Source organism: Saccharibacter sp. 17.LH.SD, assembly GCF_009834805.1.
Classification (GTDB): domain Bacteria; phylum Pseudomonadota; class Alphaproteobacteria; order Acetobacterales; family Acetobacteraceae; genus Saccharibacter.
The window spans coordinates 156,693-177,023 of record NZ_WVHO01000012.1 but is presented as its reverse complement, the minus strand read 5'-3'; the positions used below and the strand labels follow the sequence as shown (position 1 = coordinate 177,023).

At 48.1% G+C, this 20,331-nt stretch carries 13 protein-coding genes; 6 read left to right on the top strand and 7 right to left on the bottom strand.

Annotated features, from left to right (window positions below; all coding sequences use genetic code 11):
• Nucleotides 1-30: 30 nt before the first annotated feature.
• The 3 genes from uvrA to GS501_RS09385 are packed head-to-tail and all read left to right on the top strand — an operon-like array spanning nucleotide 31 to nucleotide 5,913.
• Nucleotides 31-2,958, top strand: coding sequence for an excinuclease ABC subunit UvrA (gene uvrA / locus GS501_RS09395; protein WP_160831686.1), 2,928 nt, complete (start codon nucleotides 31-33; stop codon nucleotides 2,956-2,958).
• The gene (locus tag GS501_RS10025) at nucleotides 2,955-3,890 is read left to right on the top strand and encodes a multidrug efflux SMR transporter (protein ID WP_237442507.1); all 936 of its coding nucleotides are present in this window, start codon (nucleotides 2,955-2,957) and stop codon (nucleotides 3,888-3,890) included. Before uvrA ends, GS501_RS10025 begins: the two co-directional genes overlap by 4 nt.
• Nucleotides 3,790-5,913: a TonB-dependent receptor gene (locus tag GS501_RS09385; RefSeq protein ID WP_160831599.1), complete on the top strand. Its 2,124-nt coding sequence runs from the start codon at nucleotides 3,790-3,792 to the stop codon at nucleotides 5,911-5,913. The genes GS501_RS10025 and GS501_RS09385 overlap by 101 nt, the downstream gene beginning before the upstream one ends.
• A 74-nt stretch (nucleotides 5,914-5,987) precedes the next feature.
• Here the strand turns inward: GS501_RS09385 and GS501_RS09380 are convergent, their stop codons facing one another.
• The 4 genes from GS501_RS09380 to GS501_RS09365 all read right to left on the bottom strand — a co-directional run bounded on the left by GS501_RS09380 (nucleotide 5,988) and on the right by GS501_RS09365 (nucleotide 12,041).
• The gene (locus GS501_RS09380) at nucleotides 5,988-6,938 is read right to left on the bottom strand and encodes a rhodanese-related sulfurtransferase (RefSeq protein ID WP_160831598.1); all 951 of its coding nucleotides are present in this window, start codon (nucleotides 6,936-6,938) and stop codon (nucleotides 5,988-5,990) included.
• A 745-nt stretch (nucleotides 6,939-7,683) separates the two neighbouring features.
• On the bottom strand, nucleotides 7,684-9,816 hold the full coding sequence (locus tag GS501_RS09375; protein ID WP_237442506.1) for a protein-disulfide reductase DsbD: 2,133 nt from the start codon (nucleotides 9,814-9,816) through the stop codon (nucleotides 7,684-7,686).
• A 156-nt stretch (nucleotides 9,817-9,972) separates the two neighbouring features.
• Nucleotides 9,973-11,184 (bottom strand): YncE family protein, encoded by a 1,212-nt coding sequence (locus GS501_RS09370; RefSeq protein WP_160831597.1) that lies wholly within the window; start codon nucleotides 11,182-11,184, stop codon nucleotides 9,973-9,975.
• On the bottom strand, nucleotides 11,181-12,041 hold the full coding sequence (locus tag GS501_RS09365; protein WP_160831596.1) for a creatininase family protein: 861 nt from the start codon (nucleotides 12,039-12,041) through the stop codon (nucleotides 11,181-11,183). Before GS501_RS09365 ends, GS501_RS09370 begins: the two co-directional genes overlap by 4 nt.
• Before the next feature lie 188 nt (nucleotides 12,042-12,229).
• Here GS501_RS09365 and GS501_RS09360 point away from each other — a divergent pair, with 188 nt between their 5' ends.
• The gene (locus GS501_RS09360) at nucleotides 12,230-12,772 is read left to right on the top strand and encodes a DUF2721 domain-containing protein (RefSeq protein ID WP_160831595.1); all 543 of its coding nucleotides are present in this window, start codon (nucleotides 12,230-12,232) and stop codon (nucleotides 12,770-12,772) included.
• Here GS501_RS09360 and pstS read toward each other — a convergent pair.
• Nucleotides 12,720-13,784 carry a phosphate ABC transporter substrate-binding protein PstS gene (pstS, locus tag GS501_RS09355; RefSeq protein ID WP_160831594.1) on the bottom strand — a complete coding sequence of 355 codons (1,065 nt, stop codon included), beginning with the start codon at nucleotides 13,782-13,784 and terminating at the stop codon, nucleotides 12,720-12,722. The two genes, GS501_RS09360 and pstS, sit on opposite strands and share 53 nt — an antisense overlap.
• A gap of 148 nt (nucleotides 13,785-13,932) precedes the next feature.
• Between pstS and GS501_RS09350 the strand changes: the two genes are divergently transcribed.
• A complete protein-coding gene (locus GS501_RS09350; protein WP_160831593.1) occupies nucleotides 13,933-15,681 on the top strand; it encodes a DNA replication initiation control protein YabA in 1,749 nt (582 codons plus the stop codon).
• A 51-nt stretch (nucleotides 15,682-15,732) separates the two neighbouring features.
• Here the strand turns inward: GS501_RS09350 and GS501_RS09345 are convergent, their stop codons facing one another.
• Entirely contained in the window at nucleotides 15,733-16,422 is a 690-nt protein-coding gene (locus GS501_RS09345; RefSeq protein WP_160831592.1) for a GNAT family N-acetyltransferase, read from the bottom strand.
• 627 nt (nucleotides 16,423-17,049) lie between these two features.
• Between GS501_RS09345 and GS501_RS09340 the strand changes: the two genes are divergently transcribed.
• A complete protein-coding gene (locus GS501_RS09340) occupies nucleotides 17,050-18,381 on the top strand; it encodes a UDP-glucose/GDP-mannose dehydrogenase family protein (RefSeq protein WP_202405393.1) in 1,332 nt (443 codons plus the stop codon).
• Between the two features lie 58 nt (nucleotides 18,382-18,439).
• Here the strand turns inward: GS501_RS09340 and cysC are convergent, their stop codons facing one another.
• Nucleotides 18,440-20,329, bottom strand: a complete 1,890-nt coding sequence (gene cysC / locus GS501_RS09335; protein WP_160831591.1) for an adenylyl-sulfate kinase — start codon at nucleotides 20,327-20,329, stop codon at nucleotides 18,440-18,442.
• Between the last annotated feature and the right edge of the window lie 2 nt (nucleotides 20,330-20,331).

Sequence of the window (20,331 nt, the reverse complement as noted above, 5' to 3'; positions counted from 1 at the left end):
GGACAGAGTCACGTGAAAAACCCAATCAAAATGAATGACCGCAATATTTTACGCGTTCGTGGAGCTCGTACCCATAATTTACGCAATGTTGATGTTACCATTCCACGTGACAAACTGACCGTCATTACCGGCCTCTCGGGTTCTGGTAAATCATCACTCGCTTTTGATACCATCTACGCTGAAGGCCAACGGCGTTATGTCGAAAGTCTCTCCGCCTATGCTCGGCAATTTCTCGAGCTTATGGGTAAGCCCGACGTAGATTCCATCGAAGGTTTATCTCCTGCTATCTCAATTGAGCAGAAAACAACCTCTAAAAACCCTCGCTCAACCGTCGGGACAATCACAGAAATACACGACTATATGCGCCTCCTCTGGGCGCGAGCTGGCACTCCTTACTCCCCCGCGACAGGTCTCCCCATTGAAGCACAAAGTGTTAGCCAAATGATTGACCGCGTCATGGCTATGCCTGAGGGGACACGCCTCATGTTGCTTGCTCCCGTAGTGCGTGACCGAAAAGGCGATTGCGCGCGCGAACTCGCTGATCTGACCCGCAGAGGGTTTGCGCGTGTCCGCATTGATGGCACCCTCTACGACATCACAGATACACCAAAAATAAACCGTAAAACGCGCCACAATGTCGATGTTGTGATTGACCGTATCGTGCTCAAAGAAGGGATTGAGACACGTCTCGCTGATAGTTTTGAAACGGCTCTTGAACTTTCAGACGGTCTCGCTTCTGTCGAGGAAGTCCTCCGAAAAGGGGAAGATCGTACACCACTCCAGGTTGCTTTTTCCTCACGTTATTCCTGCCCTGTGTCTGGCTTTATGCTCGAAAGTATCGAGCCACGTCTCTTTTCATTCAACGCTCCTATGGGAGCCTGCCCAACCTGCGATGGGCTAGGGACTGAAACCCACTTTGATCCCAATCTTATCATTCCAGATGAAAGCCGCACATTGCGAGATGGCGCCATTGCCCCTTGGCGCGACGAGCAGGATCCTCTTTTTGAACAAACATTAGCAGCTTTGGCGAAACATTGTGGCGAACATCTTGATACAGCATGGGAAAAACTCAAGCCACAAACACAAGAATTTCTTCTCAATGGAAGCAAAGAAACTGTTAGCATTCCCTATCAGGACGAAAACGGGAAAACCTATACAGTTAATCGCCCTTTCGAGGGCGTGATTAGCCATTTACGCCGTCGTCTCGCACAAACGACCAGTATTCACGTGCGTGAAGCCCTCGGGCGCTATCAGTCAGCCATGCCTTGCCCTACCTGCCATGGGGCTCGCCTTCGTCCAGAAGCACTCTGTGTCAAGGTAAATGATAAAAATATTGCCCAAGCATCAGAGATGACCATCCATGATGCTTTGGACTGGTTTAACCACGTTGAGCCATCTCTCACCCCTCAAAAAGCAGAAATTGCCCGACGGATCTTACGCGAAATCAATGAGCGTCTTCATTTTCTCGATCGTGTCGGGCTGGATTATCTCACGTTATCCCGTAGCTCTGGCACTCTTTCTGGGGGAGAAAGCCAACGGATCCGCCTGGCCTCCCAAATTGGTTCAGGCTTAACAGGTGTCCTCTATGTGTTAGATGAACCCTCGATTGGTCTTCATCAACGCGACAATGCGCGCCTTCTTACGATGTTGGAGCGCCTACGAAATCTTGGAAATACAGTACTCGTCGTTGAACATGACGAGGATGCTATTCGTCAAGCTGACTACCTTGTGGATATGGGGCCCGGCGCGGGCACGCAGGGTGGGCATGTCATGGCCTGTGGTACACCAGAAGAAGTGGCACAAAACCCAGAAAGTTTGACAGGTGCCTGGCTTTCTGGACGACGCGGTATCCCTGTGCCCGAGACACGACGTACCAGTAAAAAATGGATCGGCATTCGAGGCGCTCGTGGGAATAATCTCAAAAATGTTTCCATGAAAATTCCGCTCGGAACCTTCACGGCGGTGACAGGTGTCTCCGGAAGCGGAAAATCTACCCTTATTACCGATACATTCTATAAAGCGCTCTCACGCCAAGTCATGAAGACGGGTGCTGTTCCATTACCTTACAGTAAGCTCGAAGGTGTGGAACATATTGATAAGATCATTGAAATTGATCAGTCTCCCATTGGTCGTACACCGCGCTCTAACCCCGCAACTTATACAGACCTCTTTGCCCCCATCCGTGATTGGTTCTCTGAACTTCCTGAAGCCAAAGCACGTGGCTACAAGCCTGGCCGCTTCTCTTTTAACGTAAAGGGCGGACGTTGCGAGGCATGCCAAGGAGATGGTGTTTTAAAAATTGAAATGCACTTTCTTCCTGATGTCTTCGTCACCTGCGATACATGCAAGGGCGCACGCTATAATCGCGAAACATTGGACATCAAATTTCGTGGTAAATCCATTGCGGATGTTCTGGCTATGACAGTTGATGAAGCGCAGCCTTTCTTCCAGGCTGTACCCCGCATTGCGGAGCGTTTATCGATTTTACAACGTGTTGGGCTCGGCTATGTCGCCCTTGGTCAGCAGGCGACCACGCTCTCTGGTGGGGAAGCACAACGTGTTAAACTTGCCAAGGAACTTGCACGCCGTGCCACAGGGCGCACGCTTTACATCCTAGATGAACCCACAACAGGCCTTCACACAGAGGATGTGCGCAAACTCCTTGAGGTGCTGCATGCTCTTGTAGACCAAGGCAATACTGTACTCGTGATTGAGCATAACCTTGACCTCATCAAAACTGCTGATTGGGTCATTGATGTAGGGCCAGAAGGTGGTTCTGGCGGTGGAGAAATCATCGCAACCGGAACACCGGAAAAAATAGCTACTTGCAAAGAAAGCTATACTGGGCAATTTCTCGCAAACATGCTGGCTCGATCCTCTTCTTCCACACCACCTTTGTCAGCCTCCAAGAAGGGTAAGAGCGCGCGCCGCACTAACAAGAAAGAAACATTTTCATGATGGCCTCCTCCATCGCTTGGGTTTTTCTCTTTGCCGCTATTTTTTTAGAGGTTGGAGCAACGAGCTTGCTCAACCTCAGTGATGGTTTTCGCCGCCTACTGCCAACAGCAAGCTCTCTTGCTCTCTATGCAGGCGCTTTCTTTTGCCTTTCTCGCGCCCTGAAACATATTCCTCTTGGCATTGCCTATGCCGTCTGGTGTGGATTTGGCATCGTCTGCATCGTTGCCATTGGCGTGGTGGTGTTTCGCCAATCGCTTCCTTTGCCCGCCTATGGTGGTATTGCTCTTATTGTTCTTGGCACCATCTTGGCCAGTATCTTCGGTGGTGTTCACGAATGGATCATGGTGCGAGAGCACATCCATTCCCACACGTCAAAAAGCCCGACAAAAAATCATTGGGGATTCGTATATATCCTCTTAATCGCTTTTCTAGGGCAAATCGCACTCAATAGTTTTTCTCATTTTGGAGAACCACCACGCGCGACCATTGAACGCCTTACAGGCATTGATATCGCCCCTTCTACGATGGACATGCCGGGCTCTCTCATGCACCACCATCAAAAGAAGAAGCATCATGATGATGGGTGTTGCTCTTTATGCCCATTACTCGGGCATATTCTCTTCACACTCACCATTCTTCTCATATGGTACGGCGTCAGTACACGACCTGATCGCCATTGGTTTTGTTCATTCCACGCGCGTTCTCCCCCCTGTACCTCACGTGAACGCCCTCCAGGACGTGCACCTCCCCATCATCATCTGAAAAATCCCTCGTTTGCTTTTGTGCTCCCGCAACTGGCTAGAATTACCCTGTTTTTCAGAATGATGTCTCATGTCGTTACTTTACCTTCCGACGCCAATACGCCTGTACGCATCCCCACTATTCATCAGCACCATGCTATGGTGCCTACCTCCCGATGCTTCACAGGCTGAAACAGCCAAACAGCCCACCTCTCCCAATGAAACAATTAATGTAAGAGGAAAGAAGCACCCCTTCACACAAGGGACTGATACACTCGCGCTTTTCCAAGACACACCAGGATTTAGCGCTTACTCGGCTGGAGGCACATCCTCGCTTCCGGTCTTAAATGGAATGGCGGATGACCGTGTTGCGACCTTTGTCGATGGAATGCGTCTTACGGCAGAATGCGCCAACCATATGAATCCTGCTTTATCTCAAATTGATCTTGATTCTGTCAGTAACAGTACCGCCATCGCAGGCATTACACCTGTTAGTCTCGGAGGAGACAGTACGGGCGGGACAATCTCTGTTGAACGCAAAGCACCACAATTTGCCCATCCTGGTAAAATTCTTATCACGGGACAAGGACGTGAAGACTGGCGTAGTAATGGCGGTGGATCAGGTGCCGCAGGCTCTCTCACTGTCGCAAATGACACATTCAGTCTGCGTTATAATGCAGCTTATTCTCATGCCAGTAATTACACCGCTGGTGGCCGCGGTGGTCAGGTTCTATCCACACGTTATCTTACCTATAACCACGCGATAACTGCCGGGATACGACATAAAAACCATCTATTCAGCCTCACCTTCGGCCAGCAAGACATCCCTTATGAAGCCTTTCCTAACCAGTATATGGATGAAACAAACAATCGCTCGACCTTCGTAAACGGTAAATATACCGGACAGTTCAAAACATTAACGCTCGATGTCCGTGGCTATTGGCAACGCGTCTCTCACGCTATGAATATGCTCAGCGACAAGGGCGGGCATAGCGCCACCACGGGTATGCCCATGAATAGTGATGGAAGGACAGTTGGTTATTCAGTTGTCGCAACCATTAACCTTACACAGCGGCATCATTTAAAAATCGGTAGCGCCTTTGAGCATAACAGACTTAATGATTGGTGGCCTCCTCTCATGAAAAGCATGATGATGGGTCCCGGAACATTCCATAATCTCAACGGGGCTCATCGTGATCATTTAGGCCATTTTCTTCAATGGAATGCTCAGTGGACGCCTCGTTTCTCCACAGAAATTGGGATGAGAAGCGACATCATTATGATGAATACAGGCCCTGTTTCTCCCTATAACTGGATGGGAGTGATGGGCATGAAAGATGCTCACGCAGCGCATATTTTCAATGCTCAAAAACGCGGCCGTACAGACACAAATTTTGACGTCACCGCTCTCGCACGCTGGCAAGCCCTGAATATCCTCACCATTGAAGGCGGGTATGGAAGAAAAACGCGTTCTCCCAATTTGTATGAACGCTATGCCTGGGCCGAAGGCAGCATGACCTCAAAAATGATTGGCTGGTTTGGCGATGGCAATGGCTATGTGGGAAACCTTAACCTCCGACCTGAAGTGGCAAACACTACGAGCGTTACCATCCAACTCCATGACCCGGGGCGTCATCAATGGAGCGCTATGGTCCAACCTTTCTATACCTATACAGAACATTACATAAACGTTGCGAGAATAGGCCGTCTTTCCGGTGGATTTCATATGCTCCAATTCGAAAACCATCGCGCCCAAAATTACGGAATAAATGCCGCTGCACAAAAGCAACTTTGGGATACCCCTTATTGGGGTCAGGGAGAGCTCGCTCTCCATCTGAACTGGGTGAAAGGGCAAGACCACTCATTACATTCAGGCCTCTATCAGCAAATGCCGCTTAACGGCACAATCGAGTTACATGAGACACGCGGCGCTTGGAATGGACACATCAATGTCACGCTTGTTAAAGCGAAACACACGGTCGACTGGATCCGCAATGAACCCCGAACGCCAGGCTACGCCCTCTTATCACTTGGCGTTGGCTATCATTGGCGTGCTCTTCGGCTCGATATAAGTTTAGAGAACCTCTTAAACCAGCGTTACTTCCTACCCCTTGGCGGGCGTGCTCTCTCTGTGGTTCATTCTACAACCGTCCCCCCTTCCTCTGTTTTAGGAATGGGACGTTCCGTGAATATGACCTTGAGAGAAAGCTTTTGAAACAGAAAGCCACCAGGCCAAGAACATAACAGCCTGGTGCCTTTTACCGAACAACTCTAGAGAAAAACCTACCCTCAATGAGGCTGCATCGCCTCATCGCCTAAATGAGAACGCCCACGACGTTCCGCTAACTGCGCTTGTCGCTGCCGTTCACGATAACGATGACGCTGCGCCTCTGTCCGTGTAGCGTAACAATGCGGGCAGCTTACGCCTTCTTCAAAGAGTGAGGATTTTTTATCCTCTTCACTGATAGGCGCCCGACAGGCATGACACAAATCATACTGCCCAAGCTTTAAACCATGTCCAACCGACACACGTTGGTCAAACACAAAACACTCCCCTTCCCAGAGGCTTTCTTCTTCAGGCACTTCCTCAAGATATTTTAAGATACCACCTTTGAGATGATACACATCCTCTATGCCCTCTTCACGAGCAAAAGCGGTTGATTTCTCACACCGAATCCCCCCCGTGCAGAACATCGCAACCTTCGGCGTCCTTCCTTGTGCCTCAACTTGCTTACGCCACTCACGGAACCACTCTGGGAACTGACGAAATGTCTTTAAATCAGGGTCAATGGCTCCACGAAATGTACCAATAGCCACTTCGTAATCATTCCGTGTATCCATAACGACAACATCTGGATCAGAAATTAATGCATTCCAATCTTTTGGCTCAACATACCGCCCTACACAGGAAAGAGGGTTAATATCGGGCTGACCCATTGTTACGATCTCACGTTTGAGCCGAACTTTCATCCGAAGGAAAGGCATTTCCCGAGAGCGTGACTTCTTAAAATCAAATCCCTTACACCCCGGTAATTGATCAATATACGACAAAACACGGTCGATCCCTTCGTCAGACCCTGCAATCGTCCCATTGATCCCTTCTTTTGCGAGAAGAAGGCTCCCCTTCACACCTTGCTGCTGACAGACCTCCAGCAAAGGTTCACGTAATGCACGATGATCCTCAAAAGATGTAAAATGATACAATGCTGCCACACAGATCGGCAGGTCAGTCTCAGACATCTCGTTACCTCCCAGATTGTGGAGCTTAACACCGATTCATAGCCCCACCCACACAGTGAGGTAGACCTACCATACCCCTGATCAAAAAGGGAGGCATACCCATGAGGATGATCAACACGCCAACGAAGCGCACTTTCAACAATCGTATCAAGATCAGGAAATTTAGGACCCCACCCAGTTTCCTGACGAATATACGTAGAGTTTTGCTACTAAAATCGCCGGGTCACCTTCACAACAAAGCGCCCACGAAATACGCTTACCTGAACAACGCTCTACACTTTGAATGACCTCGAGATTACTAAAGCCCTGATCATTTCCAAGATTATAGTGGACCAAGCGACCATTTATTTGTTCAATCGCAAGAGAGATAAATGCGTTTCCGGCCTATGGCCTTCTCTATGGATGAGCCAGACTGATACAGTGCCACCAAAGTGAAAAACAGCATCCCTCTCATCTTAAGCTACAACCCAGTCTGTTGCATCCTCATCAAAAGATCCACTTTTTCAAACTGGACTCCAGGAGAAGTAGCCGCGCGATGTTCCGTACTTAAATCATCGAGAACCACCACATTATGACCGTCATCCAACAAACCCAGTGCTACATGGATGGCTCCCTATAAATCCAACTCATCCAACGACAAGACAACGTATTAAAATCACTTTCAAAAATTATTCAGGGTCTCTTCTATATTTTAAAGGACAGTTGAAAAACTCCGCCCCTTCATTGACGAAACACAAAGGGATTATCATTCATCTTTTTTCAAAACGTCCAAAACAAGACCTGGCGTCAAAATCTGCGGTAAAATCTCTCCATTTTTATGCGGAGAATAATAGACATATAGAGGTACACCGTCACGTCCATGCGTTTCTAAATAAGATGAAATAACTTTGTCCCTATTTGTCCAATCGCCACGCAAAATAACCACGTGAGAGTCATTAAACGCTTTTCTGACAGAAGGAACATCTAAAGCAACCCGCTCATTCACTAAACATGTGATACACCAAGACGCCGTCATATCCACAAAAACAGGGCGTCCTTGTGATCGTAATTCTGCCAAGCGTTTCTCAGAGAAAGCTTCTACGCCTTGCTGTGTTTGCGGCATAGAAACGTTATGCGACCGATCAGGCGATGTTATCACAGCCCTAACAAGCCCAGCGACACTCACAATGACACACAAAATCGCCGCAGCATGCCCAAAGAAAACAACGCCTCGGCCTCCATCACGCATAGCTCTTTGCTGAACTAAACCATAGATCCAACTTCCTAGTCCTAAAAGAACTGCCCCACCTGAGACCAAAGCTCCAAAATCAGGACCCTGTTGGATCGTCGCGACCCATAAAAGCCATACGCACGTCATTAAAAGAGGAAAAGCAAGAAACTGCTTTAAGACCTCCATCCAGGCCCCAGGCTTAGGTAAACGAGAAGCTACCCCCGGAACACCGGCGATAACAATATAAGGCGCGGCCAAACCAAGCCCCATAACGCCAAAAACAATAAGCCCTAGGAAAATAGGAGCACTCAGCGCACCAGCAATCGCCACCCCCATAAAAGGAGCCGTGCATGGCGTTGCAACAATCACAGCCAGCAATCCAGCTAAGAGATCTCCCCCATGGCCTTGTGCCTGAGAAACATTTCCTAAAGCCCTCGACAAACGCCCAGATGTAATTTGAAACACACCCAGTAAATTCAGCGCCATCAGTAAAAGAAGCCAACACACACCGGCCACAAAACCAGGTGATTGAAATTGGAATCCCCATCCTGCCGCAGAGCCTGCGAAACGCACCCCAATCATGACAGCACCGAGTAAGAAAAAGCTTCCTACCACGCCTAATGTATAAAAAAGAGCACTCGCCACCTGATCACGGCGCCCAGCACCTCCCATACGAACGAGAGATAATGCTTTCATCGCCAGTACCGGGAAAACGCACGGCATTAAATTCAGAACAAGTCCGCCAAGAAAAGCGAACAAGAGCACCTTAAAGGAATTGATTTCCTTCTTTCCTGAAGATGACTGATTTCCTTTATCCGCCCCTGTTATCCCAGGAGACGCTTCCACATCTATAGCAGAGCGCGAGCCTTGAGCATCGACCAGCACCACAACCCCTGAAAGAGGTTTTGCCCATAAAGGAGGGCGCTGTGTTTCATCTGCCGTCAATTGAAGCTGAAGACGCCCTTCTGACATCTCCAATGGTTGATCGGCCGTGTGTTTAATGACTCCCGCTTCTAATGGGAAAAACCACGCATTTTTAACAGACGATGTCGAAAGACCCGCCCCCTCCAAAATAAGACGCCCTTGAGGAGTAATATGTGCTTGAAACGGTGATGGCCGAGGAAGAGCCGCCTCCGTTGCGCGAAATAATGACGCTTCGCGGGCTTCACCCTCATACCCATGGGCTGCTGGCAAAGTAAGGGTAAAATCACCTTCTTCGGGGACGCACACCTCAGCACAGACGAGCCAATCAGCATGCGCCTTTAGGGTTGTTCCCCCCCCCTTCCCTTCGAGAGATAAGGTCTGAGGTAAAAGAACATCTCCTGTATAAGCATAGGCCATCAACCCGCCTTCGCTTATCCGCTCCGGGACCGGCCAGTGAATAACATCACTCCTACCATGCATAGCACCGGATGCTTGCACGGTTAGATGAGGAGCATCCCCTGCATCTCCTGGATTAACCCAGTAAGTATGCCAGCCAGGTTTAAGCTGTAAGCGTAACCCAACATGCAAAGGCTCATTAGGCACAAGCGCATCATGGTCTGTTACCAAACTCGCCCGTGTATGAGGCGTTGTGATGGCCGCACTTTCTGCCGCATAAACAACGTCCACATTCCCTATGGCGATTAACCATACGGCTAGCATCATAAGGGCACATTTCAGACTCATACACTTCCTCTTCGGCACAGATCCTATGCTTAATATCGATATATCACCGCTATAAAAAAGCCTCTTCCGATGAAGAGGCTTTTTTAACAACTTAGAAGCGCTGTTATAATAGCGCTCTAAATTCACACACTCATCACATTGAACTAAGCGGGATTTCTAACGCATAATTCCTGTATGACCAACGCTATACCGCCCGGGCTGCGGCCAAACAGTCAAACCATGCGGTTCTGCCCCCACCGGGATAATCTTCATACTCCCAGTTTCGGTATCAATCGCATACACCACATCATCAAAGCGTCCTGACAGCCATAAAAGCTTACCATCTGCACTGACATTTCCCATATCTGGGCTGCCACCGCCAGGAATAGGCCAGGTCTTCACAACTTTATCGGTCGCAACATCAACAACAGAGACACTTCCCTTGCTGTGACGGGGGCCATGCACCTTATGAGATCCTCTATTGGCAACGTAGATGAACTTTGCATCACGGCTCGGATAAATGCCGTGCGTCCCTATCCCCGTTGGGATAAAGCCCGTCTCTTTAAAGCTATCTCCATCAATGATAAACAAGCCATCAGCGTGCATATCAGCGACATAAAATTTATGACCATCAGGAGCCGCAAGCACGTCCTGGGGCATTCCCCCCTTAGATAATTTAAGCATCCCCAAAAGTTTACGGTTAACCGTATCCACTTTTGCTAAATAACGCCCAAATTCACACGTGAAGAGTGCATAACGCCCATCAGCAGAGAACGCTGCGTGATTAATCCCCTCACAAAGCGGTGCCTCAACCGATCCCTTGAGCGCCATTGTATGCGGATCACGGAAATCAAGACGACGATGCGCCTCTGCGACCACAATGGCATTCTGCCCATCTGGAGTGAAATACATGTTATAGGGATCATCAACCGGAATCGCTTTACCTGGCTTTCCTGTTGTTGGATCAATCGGTGTCAGGGAACCATCCGAACGCCCTTCACTATTATTCGTGGTCCACAATGTTCTGAGATCCCACGAAGGAACCACATGCTGTGGCGAACGCCCTACAGGAAATGTATCAACAACCTTAAACGTGGAGGGATCAATCACTGATACGCTATTTCCCCGTAAATTAGGCACATACACACGCGTTAAGTCATGCGCCACAACAGGGGATAATTTATCAGGACCACTGGCTTCACTATAAATATTCGATGGATCAATAACCGGTGGCATTCCCGGAATTGTCTGCACCGTAGGAGGCACAGCTGAAGCCGTCGGTGAGGGCGCAGCGACCTGTTGTTGTGTGGGGGCCGCAGCTTCCTGCGCTTGTGCAGATCCCCATCCTAAGAGAGCACATGCCGCAAGAAGGGATGTTTTGAGCCTCATAAATGACTCCTATTAAAAGAAGAGATGGCATCAACAGCGGCTCGTATCTGCATGGCAGTACCAACCTGGCCGAGTTCGGCCGTTGCCTGCCGTGGGTCACCACCATACACCCCATCGGCAGAATTAGGCTTGAGAGCATGACGTAAAGCATCTTGGCGCACAAGAGAAGGATCCACCGCTAACATAAGCGATGTATCGCTTAATTCGGCATGCAGACCAACAGCCTTACCATAGCCACGCTCTCTAAGTGCATCAGCATATTTGGTTGGAACGACGTTATAATAGTCATGAACAAACAAAATATGCACGGTTTTTATTCCCGCAACAGTCCAACGATGGTTCAAATGGTCCGCTATTTGTCCCAACTGCCCTTGATAACCACCATGATCGCCCAAAAGCACAATGGTATGAAACCCCTGCACCCTCAGACTTTCTGCTGCTCCCTCAATAAGACCACCAAAAACAGCGGGGGATACAGACAACGTCCCCGGAAAGCGCATATGTGAACGACGTGGGGATGTACTCCCTTCTGGAACATACGCAATCACAGGCGCAACATAGGTATTTCCTAACCGACGCGCCACTTCATCACTCAGCAATTGAGCACGGACATTATGCTTTCCAACCGCCATATAAGGACCACTCTGCTCTGTTCCACCTACGGGAATGATCACTGTGCGCGCCCCACGGCTTAGAGCTTCATCGATCTCCGTCCAACTTTGGCAGGCAAGCTCCACCTGACGTGCACTCCCTTCGCACACCCCCGATTGCGCAGATGCCTCTCTTGAAAAGAGAGACTCTCCCAAAAGAATCCCACCTCCCACCAAGAACGTTAGACAAAAACCACGCAATGTCATCTTTCCAACAATACCTGATGCTATAAATCACTCCGTGGCCGTCATACTCTGTATTGTATCATCATGCATGTTAATTTTTTCATGAATACAGATCCATTCTGTCGTGCTTTTTCATTACATTCTGATAATCCATTGAGTAATTCGTCTGTTTCTTTTCCTATTTCACGTCTGCTACGGTAAATCACTCTATGTCTCTTCCGTTTTCCTACGATCAAGACACAATCAATAGCGCAGCGCACGTTATTCAATTGGCCCTAACACCTGTTTTTATGCTGTCAGGTATTGGGTCTCTCATAAATGTCTTTAATACACGTCTTGCACGTGTGTCCGATCACTTAGATGATGTAAATCACCGTCTATTTTCCCCGCCTGAAGAGCCAGAGAAAGAAATAGACTACCGCTACACCCCTGCCCGCTTACTTTTCCATCAAAAACGTCTCAAACGACGCATGTTTTTACTTGATCTAGCCATTATTTTAAATGCGTTGGGAGGAGCTGCAACCTGCGGGGCTGCCATAGCTCTTTTTGTGGGCTCTTTGCGTAACACCGCAACAGCCACATGGCTTTTTGTCCTTTTTGGGATAGCCCTCTCCTGCACCGTAGCGTCCCTCATGTCTTTTTTAGGAGACACGCTGCTGAGTTGGCATAGCATACGCAATGATGATGCAAAAAATCAGCCTATTGTGTCTCAGAAGCAGAAAGGGAAGAAGCGGAAGGCCAATGTGCCATGATATCCCCTTGAACAGCAGGAGGGAGGCCAACATACCCCAGTTTCCGGTTAATCTCTTCACCATGGGAAAATCCCCATGCAAAGAAATCATGTACCCCTTTACCTTCCGGATGAGTAACATTTTCGACAGGCACAAGCGCATAAGTCGCCGAAACAATGGGCCAACTTTTAGCCCCGGGGCAGTCTAATAGATCAACCGTATAATGTGCATCCGCTCGCCACTGCGCTGCCGCAGAGGCCATGGAAAAACCTTCCAAAGATGGGGATACAAACACTCCATCATGGTTTTTCAGCTGCGCAATGTTCAAATGATTTTGCGCGGCATACGCATATTCAACATACCCGATACTGCCAGGGGTTTGCTTAACGAGCGCAGCAACACCATCATTTCCTCGTCCACCAGCACCACCTTGCCATTCTACAAGTGTGCCAGCTCCAATACGCCCCTTCCACTCAAGCGATACATGAGTCAGATAGGACGTAAAGACGTAACTTGTTCCAGAACCATCAGCACGATGAATCGCGACAACCTCATCGTCGGGCAATGCAACACCCGGATTTAATGCTTGGATCTGAGGATCATTCCATTCCGTGATCGTACCCTCATAAAGCTTCGCTAATGTCAGCCCATCAAGATGTAATGTTCCTTCTGGAACACCCGGTAAGTTGACCACCACAACAACGCCACTCATAACCGTTGGGAATTGATAAAGACGTGATTTATCAAGTTTCTCACCGGACATAGGCTTATCTGATGCGCCAAAATCAACCGTATGCGCCTTTACCTGATCCTGGCCAGCACTTGAGCCTACACTCTGATAATTAACGCCAATCCCAAGCTGTTGAGATACCGGAACACTCCAGCTCTGGTAGACCGGAGCAGCAAAGCTAGAACCCGCCCCTGTAATACTAACGCTCGCCAAAGCCATTTTTGCCTGAAAAGAAAAAATAGCTACTGCCAACGCAAACACGCTCACATTTTTCCTAGGAAAAGCGGCAAGATTCCAGCGCATGAGGTGCTCCCTTATATCTGGAATGATCCTATGTGTCTTCATAGCCTCACCACTTAAATAAAACAATCACACCACACCCGTAAGGGTGGGTATTTTTACGAATGTGGAATAGAAATGCCTTGTCCTTTATCAACAGGCAGGCGCCAAAATGACACCTACGCCCTCTTCCAGGACCACTTTCCTTCCCTCTCTTCTTGTCGCGAGCACTGCTCTTGCGGCACTTATTCCCACAAAATCTCATGCAGCTGGTAGCGCAGATGCCATCAGTATTATGGAGAAACAAATCCATAAAATGCAGAGCCAACTTGCCTTAATGAAAAGGCAGCAAGCCGCTGAAAATCAACGTATTCGTGCCGAATTAAAACGGCAAAGAGAAATGATTGAGGCAGACCCTTATACGCCTCGTGCTCATCTTCTCGATACTTCATACTCTCCCATGCGTCGCAGCGCTGACGGTTTTGCAACAGATTTTGGGACAAACATCACCAATATTATTGCACCAGCGCGTACAGCGAGCACCCCTTATGGTGAACTAACCGCTACCCCTCCAGCACACCCAGATCTCTACGGCCCTCTCCGCCGAGGACAATTCCAAATTGGTGGGATTCGCATCACATTAGGCGGATATTTAGAGGCAGCCACATTATGGCGTTCACGCAATACAGGCTCTGACATTTCCACCGGCTTCAATGCCATCCCATGGGGCAACCAGCCAGCCCATCATATGAGTGAATTCCATCAAACTGAACGACAAAGCCGCCTTGCGGCCCTTGTTGAAGGCATGTTGACCAAAAAGCTTGAAGCTGACGCCTATATTGAAACTGATTTCCAAGGTTCTGGCTCATCGTCAAATTCACGCCAATCAAACTCCTATGTGCTCCGTACACGCGTTTTTTATGGCGAACTTAAAGATAAAGCAGATGGTTTATATTTCTTAGGAGGACAAAACTGGTCTCTTATTACCCTCTTTAACAAGGGAATGCTTGCCCGTGATGAGCAAACCCCTCTCGTGATTGAAGCCCAATACGTTCCAGGCTTTAACTGGACACGAAACACCCAAATTCGTGTTGTTAAAACTTTTGGAAAACAAGAACGATACGCTGTTGGCCTTTCTGTAGAAAATCCAAGCTCTGTCCCTGCTGGAAAAGCCTATACGCAACCAGGCGAAGTCATCACTGACCGCGTTAAAGGGACAAATATTAACAATCCTGATACCTATTATACAACGGACCCAGCTCCCGATCTGATCGCTAAAATCGCTGCTGATCCTGGTTGGGGACATTACGAACTCACAGGAGTCATGCGCTTTTTCCGTGACCGCACCAGCGTTCCTGGAAGTGGCAATAACCATACTACCATTGCCGGCGGCGGCGGCGGCGGTATGGTTTTACCATTGATCAATAAAAAACTCTATTTCCAAGCTTCTGGCCTCGTCGGAACGGGACTTGGTCGTTACGGCACCTCTAACCTTCCAGATTATACATATAATCGTAATGGTGGCACCGCCCCACTCCCAGAGGCTAACCTGCTTCTCGGTCTCTACGGAGATCCTACAACGAACCTACGTCTTTACGTTTATGGTGGTGCAGAAACCGTTATGTCCCGTAGAGCCTTTGATGAAGACGGTAAATCCTATGGCTACGGCAATCGCGATTACATTATGACGGGGTGCCATACTGAACTCTCTTCCGCCTGCGCCGCGGCAGAGAACGTACGTACTGTTGCACAAGCAACCACGGGGTTTTGGTATACTGCAGCAAAAGGAGATTACGGAACGTTACGTATTGGCGGGCAATACGCCCACACCTACATCCAAGCCTTTTCTGGCATCGGTGGGAAACCTCACACCAATGCAGATATGGTGTTCATGTCTCTTCGTTATATGCCATTCAACTAATATTCATACGGAGCAGAACAATCACAATGAAAGTCCTGCTCCGTCATCACTCTAAAAATCGTTTTTGTAATCTTTCTTAGTAACGTGTTTCTTAACAAATCTGTTGATTATTCTTTCTACTTTATAAAGAGGGGATTCAAAAACAACCTCTGGCCTGATAACAGGTTTTTGCCCGAAGCTGGCCAACATCTTCGCCGATCTCACCGAGCCAAACCCATCAAAATCGAATATTAAATCACGCTTTTTGGCAATTTCTATCGCTTTCCATATGAGAAGCATATTCCTCCCAGGCATCCTTGACTGAGAAGAGCGTGCCGATTGCCAATAATACAATACATTATTATCCCAAAGAACAATCGCAGATGACACCAGATCATCACATTCATAGGCATTCAATATAGTCGCTTGCCCACGCTTGTGAGCCTCATAAAATAATCTCCGTAGCAACGGAAAATCATGACTATTATGACGTACTTCTTTCCGAGAAAGCTCGATAAACGTCTCAATGTCCTCTTCATAACGGACGACGAGCTTCTTCTCCGCCGTTCGTATAAGATTACGTGTCTTCTGATCACACCCCTGCCAGACATCATTTAAAGTCTGATCCCGAGCGACTCGAAACGTAAAATCTTGATTAACTTGGAAGCCTGATAACTTAAAAGCAAATGCGGAATCATTGTCAGGATCTAAAAAGAAACGCACACCATGATGTTTAGGCAAACGGGCAACAATATCTTCCACGACATGCCGTATATTTTGCTCACGCCGAAATGTTTTCGACTGAGGCAAAGAAAGATAGGGCCCTAATGTACGCGTATATTTCGGCATTCTAATAACCGAAAAACCACAGCGCTTTTCCAAAAGGTAAGGAAAAAAAGCAACAATCTTCCCCCCCATCTTCACATCTACGTACGAAACTCTATTGTTTGTCGACGTATTGAGCCACCAATCCTGGTGAAAAATCGGTATATCATGACTAGCATTCGCACGCCCTATCATTACCGTATCCTGAAATTAGCACGATCCATACCCAACCCCAAACGGCGAGATTATATATGTTAATATATATTAATAATCCGCATTTAAACACACAAAATGTCAATTTTGTCAAATTAATAGTAAAATGGGATGCATAAATTATGCTAACAATATATATCATTTATAATAGATTTCACATTATTTTATAATAAATGCTATTTGAAATAGAGTTTATTATGAAAATTGATTTCCACACTCAATGAAAATTTTATAGCAATATAATTTCTCAACAATGCATCACTATATTCCAAATTTTATGATGCTTTTCTCTTGAAAATCTTCTTCCATCATCGTCAAAAAGAAAAACATGTGATGTCATAAAGGAATATCATGAATATTACCATGATTGGCGGTGGATATGTCGGGCTCGTCTCTGGCGCTTGCTTAGCCGCTATAGGTGCTTCCGTTACAATCGTAGAACGCGACCCGACTCGCCTAGCGCATCTCCGACATGGACACGTTCCTATCTATGAGCCCGGTCTCAACACTCTTTTCAGACAAGGGCTAAAACAACAAACCCTTTATTTTACTGATAATCTGCATGATGCTCTTATTAAAAGCGAAGTTGTTTTTATTGCTGTCGGTACCCCCACGCGGCGCGGAGGCGGCCATGCTGACCTCAGTTACGTTTATGCCGCAGCGCACGATATCGCTCACCTTGCCCCACATGATCTTCTCGTCGTTACAAAATCGACCGTTCCTGTCGGGACTGGACGTGAAGTTGCCCGTATTCTCACAACAACGCGTCCAGATCTTCGTTTTCACATTGCTTCTAATCCCGAATTTTTACGGGAAGGGAATGCAATTACGGATTTTATGAATCCAGATCGTATTATTATCGGCCTCGACCAACAAAGCTCAGATCAAGGAAAATCTGCTCGCACTCTCCTCAGCACACTTTACGCTCCCTTAATCACAGCACAAAACCGTCTTGTTTTTATGGGGTTAGAAAGCGCAGAACTCACTAAATATGCAGCTAATGCTTTTCTCGCCATGAAAGTCACATTCGCAAATGAAATGGCAGATTTATGTGAAGCAACAGGGGCCCATATAGATGACGTGACACGAGGAATTGGGTTAGACCCCCGCATCAGTTCTGACTTCCTAACACCAGGCCCAGGTTACGGAGGGTCGTGTTTTCCCAAAGACACGCGAGCACTCGCCACCTCGGCTCGCAAAGCTGGCACGCCAATACAACTTATTGAAACCACCATTGCTATTAACGATGCCCGTAAACGACGCCTTGCTGAACGCATTCTCACTCTCATCGGCAATCATATCAATACAACGACAATTGCTGTGCTTGGCTTAACCTTTAAAGCCAATACAGACGATATGCGTGAAGCACCCTCTTTAACGATTCTACCTATTCTTCACGAGGCAGGCGCCACATTACGTGTCTTTGACCCGCACGGAATGGAACAAGCTCGTTCTCTTTTACCCGCCGGTCTTTTCTACGCCCAAAATGCACTCGACGCTCTCCATAGCGCTGATATGCTCCTTATCTTGACAGAATGGCCAGAATTTAAAGAGCTCTCTCCCCTCTTGTTACAAAAACATATGCGTGGCCGTCTTATCCTTGATTATCGTAACCTCTGGGTGGCTGACGCATTACTCCAAGCCGGTTTTACGTATCAACAACTCGGTGCGTCCTCTCCCTAAAAACAAAAAGAGCCCCTTTGAAGGAGCTCTTTTATTATCCTCTACTTAGGAAATAATCTTATGACGGTCGCTTAACAGCGGTAAGAATAGCACCTGTCAGCTGCTCGATGCAGGAGGTTTCATTCCCTTCCGCAGGCAAAACAACATCTGCACGCTCAGGGGCCTCATAAGGCGCACTTACCCCTGTAAAGTCAGGAATCTTCCCTTCACGCGCTTTCGCATAAAGGCCTTTGGGATCCCGTGCCTCACATGTTGACAATGCGGTATCAACAAAAACCTCTCGCCACCCTGCGCCAATAATGTGACGGGCAAGTTTTCGGTCTTCTCGTAATGGAGAAACCAAAGCCACCAGAACGATTTGCCCACTTTCTGAAAGGATTTTAGCCACATGCGCGGCACGACGAATATTCTCTCGGCGATCTTCTGGAGAGAAACCAAGATCCTGGCATAAACCAGACCGCAAGGTATCCCCGTCTAGAACGGTTACAGCATAGCCATCCGCAATAAGACGTTCTTCAACCCCACGAGCAATTGTGCTCTTTCCAGACCCTGGAAGCCCTGTCATCCAGAAAACAGCACTCTCATGACCATGTAACGCCGCACGACTATTTCCCGAAACACGACTTATTGTTGGATGGATCGCATGCTCCCCAGAAGGCACCTCAGCTGCTTCCAACAATGGCGCGCCCCCCACAATATTCTGGAAGCGATCAACCAGCACGCCTCGTCCATCAGGCATTCCGGGTATGAATGGGTCAAACAATATCATGCGAGAAGCCGCCAACGTGACTTCTGCAAACCCATCTGGCGGAACTTCATCACCAGGACTCATACTGAGATCATCAAGATCCACTACAGCATCAATAGAAACGACTGTGACATCGTACTCAGCCGTTGCAAGCCGTAAACGGAAGCTCTCGCCTACATGCAACGCTTCCCCACGCAACCAAAATAAGCGTGTCTTCACACGCGCAGAGCGGATCGGCGCTAAGGCCTTATCCTGAGCAGGAAACAGCAAATCTCCACGGTCAGGAACCAGGTCAGGCTCTAAACGAAGCGCAATAGATTCACCCGGACCAGCAACGCCACGATGCTCAGCATGCCACCGGCAAATCTCAGCCACCGTAGCTTCTTGCCCTTGGCCACCAATTTCTAATCGATCACCTTCCCTTACCGTCCCGCGTTCAATCCTGCCTGCAACATAACGTATCCCCTCAAAGCGATACACATCCTGCACTGGCATACGAAACGCTAAATTAGCGCGCGATGGAGGGGCTGGAATATTAGCCAAAGCTTCCAACAACGTTGGCCCTTTATACCACTCCGCCCGCTCAGAACGTGTTGCAATATTATCCCCATCACGTGCGGATGCAGGAATAACCTCACTGACGTTAATCTCAAGAAGTCCTAGAAGATTCCTTACATCGGCCTCAGTTCGCTCTAATTTATCCTGAGCGAAATCCAACATATCGGCTTTGTTGATCAAAACGATCACATGACGGATACCGATTAAGCGCAGCAACATCGCATGACGACGCGTCTGCTCTCGCACACCTTCTACCGCATCAACCACCAACACCGCGGCTTCCGCATCCGCGGCACCAGTGATCATATTACGCAAAAACTGCCTGTGCCCTGGAGCGTCCACAATCACATAATCCCGATCCCCAACGTGAAACGGAATGCGTGTAGAATCTACGGTTACGCCCTGATCGCGTTCAATCTGCAAGGAATCAAGCAAAAAGCTCCATTCCACGCTTAAACCACGCTTGCGGCTGCCCTCAACAATTTGGGCTAAACGACCATCCGGCAAGCTGTCCGTATCATATAAGAGTCGCCCAATCAGTGTCGATTTTCCATGATCAACATGACCGACAATAACGATTGGCGTACTCACCGCATGTGTAGGAACAGATTCTCGTGATTCTTTAAAAGACGTCTCTGTCATTC